The following is a 16983-nucleotide window of genomic DNA, read 5'->3' as shown; positions in this document are numbered from 1 at the left end:
TGTGAGAAATTTTTTAATATCTGCAGTAGTAAATTTGATTCTAATCATTATTTCTTATATTTTTTTCAAAAATATAATAAGTGGCCCCACAAGGCATAGGTTATATGAAAAATTCTTTAATTCCTTTGCAAAGTTTGTAATATATCTTTTTATTATAAGCGTAGGAATTACACTTATATCTGTTTTAGTTCTATACAGAACTAGATATATAGCCTATGTTAATGTTGTAACTCCATCATTATTATCAATATTAGTAGGATTTGTAGTTTCAACAGTTCCTACTCGTGGATCAGGAGATAAAGAAAAAGGGGCAAAATAATTTGCTCCTTTTTAAATTTGCCATAAAATCATATTGATTTTTCTCTATTAATAAACTATAATATGATTATCTACGGGGTGTGGCGCAGATGGGAGCGCGCGTGGTTTGGGACCATGAGGTCGCAGGTTCAATCCCTGTCACCCCGACCAATTTGTAATAAAAAAAATATATTTGAGAAAAATAAAGCAGATGAATTATTCATCTGCTTTATTTTTTTATCCGATGACTACCATCCGTAATACTCCCATCTTCTACAAGTGAGAGATATTAGAACTCTTGAGCTTCAGCGATTTAGAGTTCTTATGCTGTGCATAACGGATGCTACGTCCCTGGATAAGTTCTTCTAAGCTTCAGTTGGAGTAAGTATTCCTTTTAAGCAAACTCTATCTGAAGCTAAGAATCACTTGATATTTGAAAATTTTACAATGTAAAAAGGAGTTGATTTATAGTGAATGATGACTACAGATCCATTTTTAAAGAACTTGTAAAGGCTTATAAAGAAGATAATTTTCAAAATAAACTACAAGATTTATTTGATAGCGAAAATATAGATAAGGAGAAACTTGCTTTTATAGTATCTTCTCTCTCTGGAGTGGAGATTGATTTTAATAAAGACTATATAAAAAACATAGAAGAAGCAATAAAAAGCTACACCCCTGATCATCATGTAGTTTCAAGATTTTCATCTTGTAATGAAAATTGTCATAAAGATTCTGGTAGAACTCTTTGTGAAGACTCCTGTCCACTTAATGCTATTATGAGGGATCCTAAAGACAATAGGATATATATAAATAGGGATCTTTGCATAGATTGTGGTATATGTATAACTAGTTGTAAAAATGGCGGTATTTTAGATAAAACTGAATTTTTACCATTATTAAACTTATTGAAGAATAAATCTATAGTAATAGCTGCTGTAGCTCCAGCCATTACAGGCCAGTTTGGAGAAAATGTAAATATAAATAAACTAAGAACTGCTTTTAAAAAACTAGGCTTTACGGATATGGTTGAAGTAGCATTCTTTGCTGATATGCTTACTTTAAAAGAGGCTGTTGAGTATGACCACTTTATAAAAAATGAAAAGGATTTTATGATAACTTCATGTTGCTGCCCTATGTGGGTAGGAATGTTGAAAAAAGTATATAATAACTTAATTAAAAATGTATCTCCCTCTGTATCTCCCATGATTGCAGCTGGAAGGGTACTAAAAAAAATAAATCCTCATTGCAAAGTAGTTTTCGTAGGTCCATGTGTTGCTAAAAAAGCAGAGGCTAAAGAAAAAGATTTATTAGGGGATATAGACTTTGTTTTAACTTTTACAGAGTTAAAAGATATATTCGATACATATGAAATTCACCCGGAAGAATTAGAAGAAGATCTTTCTGATGAATATGCTTCAAGAGGTGGAAGATTATATGCCCGTACTGGTGGAGTATCCATTGCCGTAAGTGAAGCTATAGAGAGGTTATTTCCTAATAAATTTAAATACTTAAAAACTACGCAGGCTAATGGCGTTATTGAATGCAAAAAAATATTATCAAAACTTCAAGAAGGTGAAATAAACGCTAATTTTATTGAAGGCATGGGATGTGTTGGTGGATGTGTTGGTGGCCCTAAAGTTATAATACCAAAAGAACTTGGTAAAAATGCCGTAGATGACTTTGCCCAAAATTCAAAAATTAAAGTATCTGTTGATAGTAGCTGTATGATAGAAGTTTTAAAGAACCTAGATATTAATTCTGTAGAAGATTTTAAATCTAAAGAAAAAATACTTATCTTTGAGAGGGAATTTTAGTTATAATATAAATGTCTAAATAAATAGCCAAGAAAACTTGGCTATTTATATTGTGTAAATATCTAAATAAAAGGGGTTGTAAGCTTATGCTAAAAAATATTAAGGGTGCTATATTCGATATGGACGGGACTTTAGTAGACTCAATGTGGGTTTGGCATACTGTGGATGTAGAATATTTAAAAAAAAGAAATATTCCTATGCCTAAAGATTTAAAAGAAAATATTGAACATTTAAGTTTTAATGAAACTGCAAACTATTTTAAGAAAAGATTTAATTTAGAAGATAGCATAGAAGATATAATGGATGAATGGAACAACATAGCTCTAAAAGAGTACTCAAGTAATGTAAAATTAAAACCTGGCGCAAAAGAATTTCTTTCTTTGCTTAAATCTAATGGAGTAAAAATTGGACTAGCTACTAGTAATTGCGATATGCTTCTTCAAATAGCTTTAAAAAATAATGATATACTTCATTATTTTGATTGCATAACAACAACTAACGAAGTATCTAGAGGTAAGAACTTCCCTGATGTCTATCTTTTGTGCGCTGAAAAATTAGGAGTTAATCCAAAGGAGTGCATAGTTTTTGAAGACATACTTCCTGCGGTAATAGGTGCAAAATCAGCTGGAATGAAGGTAGTTGGAGTTCACGATGTATATTCAGATGAGCAAAAAGAAGAGATTATGAACTTAGCAGACTTATTTATATTCCACTATAATGAACTGACAAAAGCAGTGTAAAATTGATATAAAAGATACTTAGAAAACATTGATTTCTAAGTATCTTTTATATTTGTGTAGATTTAATATTTTATTGAATAGAATATAATAAGTAATTTTTGAAGGAGATTCTTTTTATGTGGTTTCTGTTTCTACTTATTTTATGTTCATCTCTATGCATAATCTATTATTTAAACAATAAAATATTTATACAAAAAAGAGAAATAATGATATTACAAAAACAAAATAAAGAATTAAAAGATAGGCTGAATAAACAAAATAAATCATTGGATGATATGTTAATACAGGATAAAGAAGATATATAATATATAATTAATTTTTCATTGACAGTAGAGAATAAAAAGGGATTTTATTATGCAAAATCCCTTTAACTTTCCACTGTCATTTTATTTAATTCTTCCATCCGCATATTCTGGAACAATATCTATTATATCTTTTTTACAGCAATATTTTAAATCATCAAGTAGGCCTAACTCTTCAATTCTATTATAATGGGTTGCTTCTTTAATAAAGCTTAAATCAGAGCTTTGTCTATATACAAAAAGAGCTGTTTTTGCAATATCTGTTAATTCAACCTGATGATTCTGTTCTAATATACAATGTATAATATATCCGCTACATATAAAGTCATCTATGGAAAACTGTCCATAAGTTCCAGCATTTACTATTACTAAACCTTCTTGTAAATTCAATACTTTTTTACTTACCGCTTTGGCATTTATCATAGCACCAATGAGTATATTCTTAGCACCTTCACATCTTTTTATTGCTTTTGTTCCATTACTTGTAGTCATTATTAATCTTTTATTATTAACTATATCCTTTGTGTATTCAAGCGGAGAATTTGAACAATTAAACCCATCTATTTTCAAAGCTTTTCTTTCTCCACCTAATATGCACTCACCTTCACTTGCCATTATTAAAGCCTCTTCAATTTCTATCACTGGAATAACTTCCTTACAGCCATTGTTTATAGCCGTAGTAATGACAGAAGTAGCTCTTAAAATGTCTATAACCACCACAGTTTTGTCCATAACCTCTTCTTTGTTTATATGATTAGCCGAAATCATAACATCAATCTTCATTTTGTTCAACTCCATTTATAATATTAATAAGTAATAACTTACCCCTTGTCTTTCTTTCCACAATAATATTGCTAACTAAAAAATTTTAATACTGAAATTATATATTAATATTTTATCACTTCAAAAATCTTATTTCCATTCACTAATCATGGGAAAATAATCTCTATTTCAAAGAAAGGTATGATCCTTGACATATTCCTCTTTCTTCTAGATTATTATCAATAGCATTTAATATTTCCCACTTCTTTAAGCTCCATTTTGGTCCAATCAATAAACTTCTCGGTGCATCTCCCGTTAACCTATGAACTACTATATCTCTCCTTAATAATCCTATTGCTTCACATATTATATCTATATATTCTTCTTTCTCTAAGAACCTAAATTCTTCCCTCTCATATAAATCCACTAGAGGAGTTCCTTTCATAAGATGTAGTAAATGAAATTTGATACCTTGAATATCCTTAGAAGATAAATATTTAACTGTTTTTAACATATCTTGTTTATTTTCTTTTGGTAACCCAAAAATACTGTGGACTACCACATCTATTTTTCTTTTTCTTAAGTTATCCAAAGCCTGTTCAAATACCTCTAAAGAATACCCCCTATTTATTATTTTTGCCGTTTCATCACTTACAGTTTGTAGCCCTAACTCTACCCATAAATAAGTTCTACGGCTTAGCTCTTCTAAAAGATCTAAAATCTCTTCTCCTAAACAATCAGGTCTAGTAGCTATTGCTAAAGCTACGACTCCTTCGTGACTTAAAGCTTCTTCATATTTTTCTCTTAATACAGAAACCGATGCATAAGTATTGGTATAGGCCTGAAAATAGGCTACATATTTTCCTTCCTTCCATTTCTTTTGCATTAATGTTTTAATATCATTAAATTGCCTGGATATTGAGTACCCTCTATCTCCTGCAAAATCACCAGATCCCCTAGCACTACAAAATACGCAACCTCCACTGCTTATTTTTCCATCTCTATTAGGACATGAAAAGCCTGCATCTAAAGATATCTTATATACCTTGCATCCAAACTTTTCTCTTAGAAAATAATTTAATGAATAATATCTTTTATTTCCCCATAAACTTTCCATATATGCAACTCCATTTCATCATAATTAATATAAAAATACCCATAAACATTATAGTCTACAGGTATAATCCTTTCAATATTTGTTCACATTATACTTTTTTAACCTTATACTCCTTCAAATCCAATTGCCATCTACCAATTAATTCACCTATAGACCTATCAGAACTAGACTTTGGTATAACTTCGTAATTTAATAAATCCTTATCAAAGGATGTAAATATTACATCTACCTTATCCATAGGATAATATTTTTCAAAATTATATGGTATCATATCTCCATTTTCAGAAAAATATACTCTTATGCTCTTTCCTTCAGCTTTTTTATATTGAGCAAGAACATATTTTTCATTGTCTGAAAACATTACATATTCTACTTTAGAATCTTTTAATAAATCTAATGACGTGATATTTTTTCCTATAGGTTTTTCTTTAACTAGATTTCTTTTTCCACCTTTTGGTTGACCACCACCCTCCGGTTCTTGACCTTGACCTTCTGGCTGCCCTGCAGCTCCTCCTTGTACTGTCATACTCTCATCAATTTTTACTATAGCAATATAACTATCTTTGCTATATGTAGTTATCACAATGCTATCCCCATTATACGAAAATATCATAGGTCCATAATTATCTTTAGGAACTGATATTTTATTGGTTTTTCCTTTATCATCTTTGGAAAATTCATAACTAGGTATACCACTATCATCTATTAACAAACTATTATCTATATTATTTCTTATTCTAATTCTTAAATTTCCATGCTTTTCAAAGGCTTCTCTTTCCATAATAGTGTTTATATCCTGTATCTTATAATCTTCACCTTCTTTGTTTACTTTGACTGTAATCTCCTCTAAGGAAGCATAAGGAGTATCATTGTTCATCTTGGTTACTTTAATTTTAAAAAGTCCAGCTCTTCCTAGTTCTATAATTTCACTAATATTATATCCTCTTATTTTTAAAGCTTTTTCATTGGTTTTCGTTGAATTTGCTGCCAACTCTTTTGAATAAAACTTTAATGCATCTTCATAATCTTCTTTTATTAATCGGTTCATATAACTATTCACTATGTTTTCTGCTGCTTTAATATCAAAGACTTTATCTATATCCTTTTCCGCTGTTGGTTTCTTATCGATTCTCCTGCATCCATTACAGCTTAATGAAAATATGAAAATACAAATAAATATAAAATATTTCTTAATTCTTCTCACGCTTCATTCCTCCATTTCTATATATAGTTTTCCTCAAAAATAAAATTTTTATATATAAAATCATTATTTTGAAATTTTACTATATATTTATATGGAATGCTTTTATTAATATGGGGAGGAGAATTTTTTGTTTAAAAACATAAAACTAGTATTTCAAATTGCCGCCGTGTTTATAGGCACTATTGTTGGAGCTGGACTTGCATCCGGTCAAGAAATAACTCAATTTTTTTCTACTTATGGATATAAGAGCTTTATTGGTATATTCATCTGCTGTATTATTTATATCCTATCAGGTTACATAATTGTAGATCTAAGTATAAAATATAGGTTGAATTCTTATAATGAACTAATTCAACTTGTAAGCCCTGGTCTTTTAGGTAAAGTTACTGACTTTATAACTACATTATTTCTAATAAGTGGATCTGCTATAATATTGGCAGGAAGCGGTGCCTTAATACATCAATACTTTAACTTAAATAAATGGGTGGGCATAATATTGATGTCTATTATGGCAATGTTTATATTGTTTAAAGATACTAAAGGACTTATACAAATAAACTCACTGATAGTACCTTCTTTAACAATAGTAATAATAACTTTGTTTATACTTTATGTATTTTTTCACGACAACACAAGCTTTTCATATGTAAAAACTCTCACAACTCATAAGAAAAATTGGTTTCTTTCAAGTTTACTATATTGTAGCTTTAATGTTTTATCTGCTTCGGGTGTAATGGTACCACTGGCAAAAGAAATTCCTAAAAAAAGATACATGTTTACTGGAATTGCTCTTGGAGCAATCTGCTTGACCGTATTATCATTAATAATCAATTTACTCTTAATGTTAAATATGCCCTATATATTTGAATATGAAATACCATTATTATATGTTGCCAATAGATTTGGAAAAGCTCTTCAATTTCTATTGCTTACAATAATATGGTTTGAAATGTTTTCTACTGAGGTGTCTGATATATATAGTGTGAGCAAAACATTGGAACAAACTTTTAAGATTTCTTATAAAAAAGGGTGTTTTTTAGTAATGTGTATTGCTATTCCTCTTTCTCAAATTGGATTTGTTAAGCTGATTACTTTTCTTTACCCTGCCTTTGGTTTAATAAGCCTTATCTTCTTAATTCAATGCTGCTTATTTTACTTTAAAAAATAAGGGTTCCATTATGGAACCCTTGTCTAAATTTTATACTTACTTAAATCTTCTTTAAATGATTCAGTAATATTTCTAAACTGATGAATAGTATCTACCAGTTTTTTAATTTCTCGTGTATAATTCGCTACACTAGCACTAACTTCTTCTGATGAAGCGGAGTTTTCTTGAGCAATAGCAGCCAAAGATTCCATATTTTCAAATATACTTTCTATAGTATGTGCTTCTTTATTTAAATCATTTATAGTATTTATCATATCACCTGCTACCGATTGCACAGAAGTTGTTGCTTCATAACTTATATCTCTTACATTTTCTAGGCTCTTAGTTTCATTTTGCAATATATTATACTGATTTCCTATTTTATCTGACAATATCTTTGTTTCTTCCGCAAAAGTAACTAAGTTTGAGTTAATTTCCTCAACAGCTATTTTCGTCTGCTCTGCAAGTTTCCTTACCTCTTCAGCAACAACAGCAAATCCCCTTCCTTGCTCTCCCGCCCTTGCAGCCTCAATTGAAGCATTTAATGCTAATAAATTTGTTTGTTCCGATATTTGAGATACTATTGACACAATGTTTGTTATATCTTTGGCCTTATTTTCTAGTTCTAAACTCTTATTATTAACTTCTTTGAATTTCTCTAAAGTATCTAAAATATTTTTACTTGTGTTGTTAACATTATCATAACTATTGCTAATTTTGTCTAACGCTTTTTCAAGTTCGCCTTTATTTATATTTTCTCTACCTACAATTCCTCTTAAATTCTCGATATTATCACTTAAAACAGACACAGCATGTTGTGTACTCTCAGCTTGAGTAACTGCACAATTAGCCACTTGTTCTACTACTCCCTCGATCTCTTCTGAGGTAGATCTCATAGAATCCGATATGATGTTAATACTGCCTCCAAAATTATTCATTTCGTCAGTAACACCTTTGAATCCGACAAAATCTGTTTTAATAATGCTCTTATATTCTTTTATAATCTTAAAGAAATCTTCAAAAAAATCTCCCGTTACTATATCCCCATCTTCTAAGTATTTATTTTCTTTTATCTTTTCTAATTCATTTTTTATTAATTCCTTAGGCATCATGAGTAGCTGTGCTACTATAAAAGAAGCTATAGCAGCTATGACTGATGATATACTTGCTTTTGTTATATTATTTGTACCCATTATAAATACATTGCTAATAAATGAAATTAAAAATGTAAATAAAGCTACCTTTCCACCAATATTTTTAATGAATCCTAATGAAAGAATTTTGTTAAACTTATATGTTTTTTGGTAGTAAATATCTTTTTCAAAAGTAAGTTTTAACTTCAATGAAGAATCCGTTCTATCAATTTCATCTATATTGATGCTTTCCTTAAAAAATTCCATACTACCATCTATTAGCCCTAAAAAATAGTCAAACATTCCCCTCTTTGAAGAATATGTAAAAACAGCTTGTCTATTTGATATAGGTTCAATTGTAACAATTGGAGGTTTAGCTCCTGGAAACTTTTTAGTCATAACAACATGTACATCAAATAAAGATTTAAAAAACGAATATAAATTTTCATGTTCAAAAAATGCTGGAAAATCCTTATGGAAGGTTTTTATATTATCCTTTCCTATCTCTCTCCATAATTTTTTTACATCTACATTTTTCTTTGTTGCAATATATTTAATAACATCTTTTACTTCTTTATCGTCAACAGTTTCAATAGGGGTGAAAATCCTCTTATTATTCCATCCAACAGATTCCATAGCTTTATTAACAATTTCGTCATCGTAGAGCTTTCTACAGGTCTTTAACCATGTAGATACTATCGTACCCTTCATATCGTATTTCCTCCCTCATAGGTTATAACCTTATACTAAATTTTAATAAATATAATAATAAATAAATTATACCTTATAAAGCATATTATTACAAAATATATAATATTATAATTTATTAATGAGTTAAATATTTTAAAGTATAGTGTATTATATATGTGGAGGTTGTCTATATGAAAAAATTTATAACAACAGTTATATTTCTTGTTGCTATACTTCTAACTATAGTATTTTTCCCTAGAAGTAAAGAACATGCTGTAATTGTTGCTTCTAAGGATAATTATTCTGAAATATATGTAGAAGAAAAATTATACAAAGTTAAATTTGCTAAAAATTATCCTGTAGGAACAGTAATAAACTACAATTATAATTTCTTTAAAACCTTTAATGTAAAAGTTCTATCTCCGATAGAGGAAAGAGTCATGAAAATAAACAACCACATCTATGATTTTGAACTATCTGGCGAATTAAAAGCTGATGACTCAATTAGTTTTTATTATTTAGATAAAAATAATAATATCTCTCCTCTATCAAAGGACAAAATACTTATAGGAAAAGAAAATATAAAAACATATTTAAATAAAAAAAATAATATAAAAACTTTTATTCTCACCCCTTATGACCTATCTATTATGAGAGTTGGTATTTCTACTACAGGCTTTAGTTCTTTAGAACATAATGAGATTAATTTAGCATGTTTAGAGGAAGTTGATTTATTTAATCTAAAAGAAAATTATAGAGAAACTGTACCCAAGGGTACAAATATTAAAATATCAGCTTTAAATGATAAAATATCATTAAATATAAATGGTAACATAAAAGTTTTTTCCACCAGAACATACTTTAAGGGAAATAACATTAGAATTGACAATATCACTAGAGGAATACCTAAATTTACACCCAATTATTCTGGAATTTTAGAGCTTACCAGCAATAACAACACATTATATATAATAAATGAAGTAAACATGGAAGATTATTTATGCAAAGTAGTTCCCTCTGAAATGCCTTCAAGTGGAGGATTAGAATCTTTAAAATGTCAAGCTATAGCAGCTAGAACATATGCATTGTCTGATATGCTTCAAAATAGATTTGCACATTTAGGTTTTTATGTTGATGATAGCACTCAAAGCCAAGTCTACAATAATATGCAGACTAACGAATTAGCCAGTAAAGCAGTATTAGATACCAAAGGGCTAATAATGACTTTTAATAATGAGCCTATAGATGCAAAATATTACTCTAGCTCAGCTGGAGTGGCTACAGCATATAAAGATGTATGGTTCAATGCAGATTGGTCTAGTGAGAATAAAGACTATTACTATAAAGGTTCCTATATTCATGATAATTTGATCCCCAACAATGAAAATGAATGGTTAGACTTTTATAAAAATAAAGATTTAAAGGCTATAGATAGTGACTCTCCTTATTTTAGATGGTATGCTCACTTTTCAAAAAATGCCTTGGAAAATAGTTTGAAAAAATCACTAAAGCTAATACACGAAAGAAGGTCTGCTTTTATTGATATATTACAAGATAATACAAAGATCAATAACATACCTGAATTAGGCGATATAAAAGATATTAAAGTATTAAAAAGAAGTGAGTTTGGAAATATCATGGAAATTTCTTTTTTGTTTAGTAATGCTACAGTAAATGTTAAAGGCGATTACAATATAAGAAGTTCCATAAGATGCAACAAAGACTTTTCCGGGGAAATAATCCCCATAATAAGGCATAAAAAAGAACCTTTAATCGATAATAATTTTTTACCATCTTCTTTCTTTGCTATAGAAAAAGACTCTGAAGGATTTAAAATCTATGGGGGAGGATATGGCCATGGTGTAGGTATGACTCAAAATGGAGCTATGGAAATGTCTAAAAAAGGTTCAAGCTATGAGGAGATACTAAACACTTTTTATAAAGATGTGAAACTTGAAAAAACGTATTAAAAATTGCGACGCATTGAAAATTATAATTTAAAACAAATACTTTTAAAAATTTAAAAATAGACTAAATTATTCTCACAGTTGCAAGTCTCTATAAAAATGATTTGTTGTACGAAACAGAGAGCTAAGCATGCAGTGAAGCCGCTCCAGAAAAAGTCGCTATTTCACTACATACTTAGCTCTTTTGTGTTTTACCAATTTTTTCTCAATTATAGTAAACACTTATTTATTGTGCAAAACTTAAAAATGCTATGTAATATGCCCTAATCTTTATTCTTAGTAATTATAAATCTATTTCCAATCTTATAAGTCTAGCAATAACCTTTAGGCTTTTGACATCTACAGTATCTGCCCTAACACTATTAGGATTGCTAATCAAAAGAATTTTGCTATTATCCAGCTTTTTAATTTGTCTAATTTTTCTTTCGCCTGCATCTTCAATTAAGCAAATAGAATTATTTATTACTTCTTGAGTAGAAGCCGCAAGAGCTAAATCCCCTTTGCTGATTCTAAATCCTATCATTTCATCATCTTCAATTTTTAAATAAAAAACCTTGTCTTGAGCATATCCCTCAATTTTATTTCCTACTATAGGTAATTGCTTACCTCCTAGTGTTTTATTTAATGTATATTCATATATAGGTATGTTCTTTAATACTGAACCAAAGGCTTCATTCCATACTTCGTTTATCTTTTCCTTTTTTGGTTCATAATTAAGCTTCTTTTCTTCTTTCTTAAATACTTCTTCTTCAAAAGACATAGTAATATCATTTAAATCTTTACCCAAAACTTTTCCTATTCTATCTATTAAATTTTGGTTAATTACTTTCCTGCCTAGTTCTATCTCATTTATAAAACTTTCTGAAACACCAAGTTTTTTCCCTAGTTGTTTTTGAGATAGTCCAACTTCATCTCTTAACTGTCTTACTTTTTCTCCTACTCTGCTCATAATTAAACACCTCGTTTTTTAAACAATTCTCTTTCTTCAATTAAATGTTCTAATAAATCTTTAAATGTCCACTTAATAGAAGTAGGGGTAACTACTGCAAGAATGGGTGACGGACTGAATACTCCCCTTACAGAACTTATGGCCCTATCTAACTCTATATCGCTTAAATTATTAAAAAGTATCACTTTTTCCTCTGGTAAATCTTGAACATTAAATAATTCTAATTTTAATCCATTTATAATATCATTAATAGTCATATTGCACATCTTTTTTTCTATTACCTTATATGTTGGAAGTTTTTTAATGCTCACCAAATTTTCCAAAATTTCTTTTTCTTTCTCCGTAAATCCATATATTAATATAGTTTTATTATTTTCCATCATACAGTCACTCCTTTCTGTTTCATTTATTGCCCTTTATCTCTTAATTATACAGTATTTAATAATAAAGTGTATACATTAAGATGAGTTCAATATTATTTAATTTTTTCACATTTTCTGACTATATCGCCTTCATCTTTTTGTTGACAAACAAACATATATAATTATAAAATCAGAAATATAAAATTTTATCCTAAACTTTTGTTCGAAGGAGGTAAAATATGTTAAAAGACTTAATTTATGTAATACACAAAGATAATCACTCTGAAGAGGCTCTCCGTTCAATATTTAGCTCTAACTCTGAAATTAAATTTGTTTCTTTTGTAGGTGTAGATTTAGCTGGAAATGACACAGATGAAAAAATACCTGTATCAATTTTTATGGAAGACATAGATACCTTTTTAAACGGTTCAGTTCAAACTGACGGTTCATCAGTATTCTTCCCAGGAATTGCATCTTTGAACAATGGAAAAATAGATATGATTGCTGACTTAGATGTTAATTGGTTTGTTGACTATAATTATGAGCATATAGATTTAGAAACTGGTAAACCCATCGGTACTCTTCGCATCCCTTGCTACCTTTATCATGATAATAAGCCTATAGACTCAAGATATATACTAAAAAACTCCATTGAATTCTTTAAATCTTCTCTAATGGACTTATTTAAGACTCACCCTGAATCACTATCATCATTCGGAATTAATTATAATGATATCGACTATATTGATGTTACTTCTGCTACTGAACTGGAATTTTGGGTTAAAACTCCTAATGATAAAGCAGAAACAGAAGAGTTATCTACATCTCAAGTTCTTCATGAGCAGTATTGGACTAGAACAAAAGGCGTTGTTAGAACTTCATTAGAGCAGTCTCTTATGATATTGGAATCTTACGGCCTTTGTCCAGAAATGGGACATAAAGAAGTTGGAGGGGTAAAAGCTAAACTAGATGACACAGGAAATCTTACTCATATTATGGAGCAATTAGAAATAGATTGGAAATACTCAAGTCCACTTCAATGTGCTGATAATGAGCTTCTCGCAAGAACTATGATAAAAGAAACCTTTAGAAAAAATGGTCTTGATGTTACTTTTCTAGCTAAACCTGTAGATGGGGTGGCAGGTAGCGGTAAACATGTTCATATTGGCATTGCTCTCAAATTAAAGAATGGAAAAAAGCTTAATTTATTTTCAACCAATGAAAAACACTTTTTGAGTAGCATCGGATATTCTGCACTTATGGGGATATTGAAAAATTATGAAGTAATTAATCCTTTTATATCTTCTACAAATGATTCTTTAAGAAGGTTACAACCTGGATTTGAGGCTCCTATTTGTATAGTTACTTCTATTGGCCACTCAGTTGAAGTTCCTTCTAGAAATAGAACTGTACTTGTAGGCGTAGTTAGAGATTTACAGAACTCTTTAGCTACAAGGTTTGAATTAAGATCTCCAAATCCTCATACAAATACTTATTTGGCTATAGCAACTCTTTATTTAACTATGTTAGATGGAATAAAATACGCTATAAAAAATAACAAATCTCAGGATGATTTATTAATGGAATTATCTAAAAATCCTGGTGTTGAAGTTCCATATTTAGAAAAAGAAAGAGCATATAGATCAGAAGAAGATGTATTTGAATATTTTACAGTAGAAGAAAGAGAGAGATATTTTGGAAAGGCTCCTGCAACTGTATATGAAAATTTAATAGCTTTTACTAAATATCCTGAAAAATTAAAAGCGCTCCAAGCTGGAAATATATTTAGTGATAAGATAATAAATAGTTTTAGGTTAGCCGCTATAAATAGATGGATCACTGAAATTTCCCATAGACTTATAAATAACTATACAGAAGAGATTAGAAGTTGTAAAATGATACATTCAAAAGACACTGCTTCAGATTTAGATATGTCAAAATGGATGAAAATTAACGAATTGAGACAGTATATAATGAAAGATACTCATGATCACAAAAGTTTATTTTCAAGAATTAGAGAAGCTGCATATAATAATAATTATGAGGAACTTTCGAATCTACAAAAAGAGCTTGATTTAGAAATGACTAATCTCAGAAAATACTATGCTTGTTATAAAAAGAATATACTAGATATATAAACTTAACCCTAGGTATATGGTTTTATATACCTAGGGTTTTATGAATTTATCCACTAAAATTCTCTTAAAGAAAACGACTTTACTACCATTTCTTTTCTATTATTAATTGGTTTCCACAATTCTATTCTCTCTATAGTAGCTGTTTCTTTTATACTTTTTCCCTTCATCATTTCACATGCATTTAAATACTCTTTACTACTCCATTCTCTTTGAGCATAATTTGTATTTGCTAAAGATACATGTAAATCCCAGTTATCTATATTTTGTCTTACTTTAAAATTGCTTAACTTTAAAGTATCATTAAATTTCCTAGCTAATCTTGATATATATCCTTTGTTTTGTAATTTAAGATTTACAGATTTGTATGGTGGATCAAAACATATTGCTCCATCTATCATTACTTTAAATTTCTTATAAGGATTTATTATATTATTTACTATTCTGGTCAATTCTTCTATATCAGGATCCTCTATAACCTCTAATGTTATATGTAACATAGGCATATTTTTATATAACTTATATTTTCTACATATACCTCTTTGAATATTCTCCATGTATTTATAAGATTCTTCATCAAATAAACCTACTAAATAATACTTCATTTTTATCCCCCAATTTTAATAACATATTTTATTTTCATATTAAAGTATATTATTACACACATAATTAAATTACGCAGTGAAATAATAATAATAATTCAATTAAATTAATATTTTATGGGAGGGACTTTAAATATGAAACATAATAATAGTATAGCATGTACAGTTAATGAGTGCAAATTCCATTATAAGCAGGATGACTATTGCACTTTAGATCAAATTAAAGTTTCAAAACATGAACCTGTAGCAACAACTATAAAATGTACTGATTGCTCTAGTTTTAAAAAAGATTAGCAAATGAAAATCCCAAAGGATAAATTTACCTTTGGGATTTTTGATTTATTTCTTTTTTAGCTATTCACATTTTAAATTTTAGTGTTAAAATAATATGGAATTATGATATAATATACTTTGTAGTAAAATGAGTATAAGTTTACGCATGTAAGTTCAATATATAGATAGATTAATAAATTCGTAGATAAGGATGGATGCGGGGAATGGAGAAATTAGTTATAAATGGTGGTAGATCCCTAAATGGTAAAATAGATATTAGTGGAGCAAAAAACGCTGCTGTGGCAATTCTTCCAGCAGCTATAATGGCTGCTTCAGGAGTTTGTACTATAGATAATATTCCAGATATTGATGACGTTCATTGTATAGAAAGAATAATAGAAAGCCTGGGTTGCAAGGTTAAAATATCTGATAACTCAGCAATTATTGATAGTTCATGTTTAAATAGCTACAATGCTAATACAGAAGATGTTAGAAAAATGAGAGCTTCTTACTATTTAATAGGCGCATTACTCGGAAGATTTAAAAAGGCTCGAGTTGAAATGCCTGGTGGTTGCTCTATAGGTGTAAGGCCAATAGATCAACATATCAAAGGTTTTGAAGCTTTAGGAGCTAAAGTTACTATTGAACATGGTTCTGTTTATGTCGAAGCTGAAAAGCTCATTGGTACAAATATTTTTCTTGACGTAGTAAGTGTTGGCGCTACAATTAATCTTATGCTAGCTGCTACACTGGCTGAAGGCACTACTGTTTTAGAGAATGCAGCGAAAGAGCCTCATGTAGTAGATGTAGCAAATTTCTTAAATTCAATGGGCGCAAATATAAAAGGTGCAGGTACCGATATAATAAGAATAACAGGTGTAGATGAATTAAAAGGATGTTCTTATAGTGTAATTCCGGATCAAATTGAAGCGGGTACATATATGATTGCAGCCGCTGCCTGTGGTGGTAAAGTTACCATAAACAATGTAATACCAAAGCATTTAGAATCTATTACTGCAAAACTTGTAGAAATGGGTGTAGAAGTTTTGGAAAACGGTGATTCTGTTACCGTTAACTCCAATAAAAATTTAAAAGGTGTAAATGTGAAAACTTTACCTTATCCTGGTTTCCCAACGGATGTTCAACAACCGATGAGCACTCTTCTATGTATATCTGAAGGAAGAAGTCTTATTAATGAGAGTATATGGGAAAGCAGATTTAAGCATGTAGATGAATTGAAAAAAATGGGTGCTAATGTTAAGGTAGAAGGTCGAACTGCAATTATTGATGGTGTAAATAGACTCACCGGCGCTATAGTGAAAGCGACAGATTTAAGGGCAGGAGCTGCTATGATAATAGCAGGTTTAATTGCAGAAGGAACTACTGAGGTATTAGATATAGATCATATAGATAGAGGGTACCCACATATCGAAAATAAATTTAATGCCTTAGGTGCTGATATAAAAAGAGTTACTGTTAAATAAGG

General features: G+C 29.5%; 16 protein-coding genes and 1 tRNA gene. 10 read left to right on the top strand and 7 right to left on the bottom strand.

The window, feature by feature from the left end:
* Nucleotide 1: 1 nt before the first annotated feature.
* The 5 genes from RYO54_RS07645 to RYO54_RS07625 all read left to right on the top strand — a co-directional run bounded on the left by RYO54_RS07645 (nucleotide 2) and on the right by RYO54_RS07625 (nucleotide 3159).
* Nucleotides 2-319, top strand: coding sequence for a hypothetical protein (locus tag RYO54_RS07645; RefSeq protein ID WP_315117223.1), 318 nt, complete (start codon nucleotides 2-4; stop codon nucleotides 317-319).
* 73 nt (nucleotides 320-392) lie between these two features.
* Nucleotides 393-468: transfer RNA gene (locus RYO54_RS07640), tRNA-Pro, on the top strand.
* Nucleotides 469-767: 299 nt separating this feature from the next.
* A complete protein-coding gene (locus RYO54_RS07635) occupies nucleotides 768-2114 on the top strand; it encodes a [Fe-Fe] hydrogenase large subunit C-terminal domain-containing protein (RefSeq protein ID WP_315117221.1) in 1347 nt (448 codons plus the stop codon).
* Nucleotides 2115-2200: 86 nt separating this feature from the next.
* Complete coding sequence (locus tag RYO54_RS07630; RefSeq protein WP_315117219.1) at nucleotides 2201-2854, top strand: HAD family phosphatase; 654 nt, start codon at nucleotides 2201-2203, stop codon at nucleotides 2852-2854.
* Nucleotides 2855-2970: 116 nt separating this feature from the next.
* Nucleotides 2971-3159, top strand: a complete 189-nt coding sequence (locus RYO54_RS07625) for a hypothetical protein (RefSeq protein ID WP_315117218.1) — start codon at nucleotides 2971-2973, stop codon at nucleotides 3157-3159.
* A gap of 81 nt (nucleotides 3160-3240) precedes the next feature.
* Here RYO54_RS07625 and RYO54_RS07620 read toward each other — a convergent pair whose 3' ends face one another.
* The 3 genes from RYO54_RS07620 to RYO54_RS07610 form a co-directional block, all read right to left on the bottom strand.
* On the bottom strand, nucleotides 3241-3939 hold the full coding sequence (locus tag RYO54_RS07620) for a 2-phosphosulfolactate phosphatase family protein (protein ID WP_315117215.1): 699 nt from the start codon (nucleotides 3937-3939) through the stop codon (nucleotides 3241-3243).
* Between the two features lie 163 nt (nucleotides 3940-4102).
* The gene (locus RYO54_RS07615; RefSeq protein WP_315117213.1) at nucleotides 4103-5035 is read right to left on the bottom strand and encodes a TIGR01212 family radical SAM protein; all 933 of its coding nucleotides are present in this window, start codon (nucleotides 5033-5035) and stop codon (nucleotides 4103-4105) included.
* An 88-nt stretch (nucleotides 5036-5123) separates the two neighbouring features.
* Nucleotides 5124-6239 (bottom strand): hypothetical protein, encoded by a 1116-nt coding sequence (locus RYO54_RS07610; protein WP_315117211.1) that lies wholly within the window; start codon nucleotides 6237-6239, stop codon nucleotides 5124-5126.
* Nucleotides 6240-6366: 127 nt separating this feature from the next.
* Here RYO54_RS07610 and RYO54_RS07605 point away from each other — a divergent pair, with 127 nt between their 5' ends.
* Nucleotides 6367-7407, top strand: a complete 1041-nt coding sequence (locus RYO54_RS07605) for a transporter (protein ID WP_315117210.1) — start codon at nucleotides 6367-6369, stop codon at nucleotides 7405-7407.
* 23 nt (nucleotides 7408-7430) lie between these two features.
* Here RYO54_RS07605 and RYO54_RS07600 read toward each other — a convergent pair whose 3' ends face one another.
* Nucleotides 7431-9230: a heme NO-binding domain-containing protein gene (locus RYO54_RS07600; RefSeq protein ID WP_315117209.1), complete on the bottom strand. Its 1800-nt coding sequence runs from the start codon at nucleotides 9228-9230 to the stop codon at nucleotides 7431-7433.
* 170 nt (nucleotides 9231-9400) lie between these two features.
* Here RYO54_RS07600 and RYO54_RS07595 point away from each other — a divergent pair, with 170 nt between their 5' ends.
* Nucleotides 9401-11179 (top strand): SpoIID/LytB domain-containing protein, encoded by a 1779-nt coding sequence (locus RYO54_RS07595; RefSeq protein WP_315117207.1) that lies wholly within the window; start codon nucleotides 9401-9403, stop codon nucleotides 11177-11179.
* A gap of 280 nt (nucleotides 11180-11459) precedes the next feature.
* Here the strand turns inward: RYO54_RS07595 and RYO54_RS07590 are convergent, their stop codons facing one another.
* Nucleotides 11460-12125, bottom strand: coding sequence for a helix-turn-helix domain-containing protein (locus tag RYO54_RS07590; RefSeq protein WP_315117205.1), 666 nt, complete (start codon nucleotides 12123-12125; stop codon nucleotides 11460-11462).
* A gap of 2 nt (nucleotides 12126-12127) precedes the next feature.
* The gene (locus RYO54_RS07585) at nucleotides 12128-12505 is read right to left on the bottom strand and encodes a DUF3783 domain-containing protein (RefSeq protein WP_315117204.1); all 378 of its coding nucleotides are present in this window, start codon (nucleotides 12503-12505) and stop codon (nucleotides 12128-12130) included.
* Nucleotides 12506-12726: 221 nt separating this feature from the next.
* Here RYO54_RS07585 and RYO54_RS07580 point away from each other — a divergent pair, with 221 nt between their 5' ends.
* Nucleotides 12727-14625: a glutamine synthetase gene (locus tag RYO54_RS07580; RefSeq protein WP_315117203.1), complete on the top strand. Its 1899-nt coding sequence runs from the start codon at nucleotides 12727-12729 to the stop codon at nucleotides 14623-14625.
* Nucleotides 14626-14678: 53 nt separating this feature from the next.
* Here the strand turns inward: RYO54_RS07580 and RYO54_RS07575 are convergent, their stop codons facing one another.
* Complete coding sequence (locus RYO54_RS07575; RefSeq protein WP_315117202.1) at nucleotides 14679-15227, bottom strand: 2'-5' RNA ligase family protein; 549 nt, start codon at nucleotides 15225-15227, stop codon at nucleotides 14679-14681.
* Nucleotides 15228-15359: 132 nt separating this feature from the next.
* Between RYO54_RS07575 and RYO54_RS07570 the strand changes: the two genes are divergently transcribed.
* The gene (locus tag RYO54_RS07570; protein WP_315117200.1) at nucleotides 15360-15518 is read left to right on the top strand and encodes a DUF1540 domain-containing protein; all 159 of its coding nucleotides are present in this window, start codon (nucleotides 15360-15362) and stop codon (nucleotides 15516-15518) included.
* A 203-nt stretch (nucleotides 15519-15721) separates the two neighbouring features.
* Complete coding sequence (locus tag RYO54_RS07565) at nucleotides 15722-16981, top strand: UDP-N-acetylglucosamine 1-carboxyvinyltransferase (protein ID WP_315117198.1); 1260 nt, start codon at nucleotides 15722-15724, stop codon at nucleotides 16979-16981.
* The last annotated feature ends 2 nt before the right edge of the window (nucleotides 16982-16983 follow it).

This window comes from uncultured Clostridium sp. (assembly GCF_963515715.1).
GTDB lineage: Bacteria > Bacillota > Clostridia > Clostridiales > Clostridiaceae > Clostridium_AW.
This window is presented reverse-complemented; position numbering and strand designations above follow the sequence as displayed.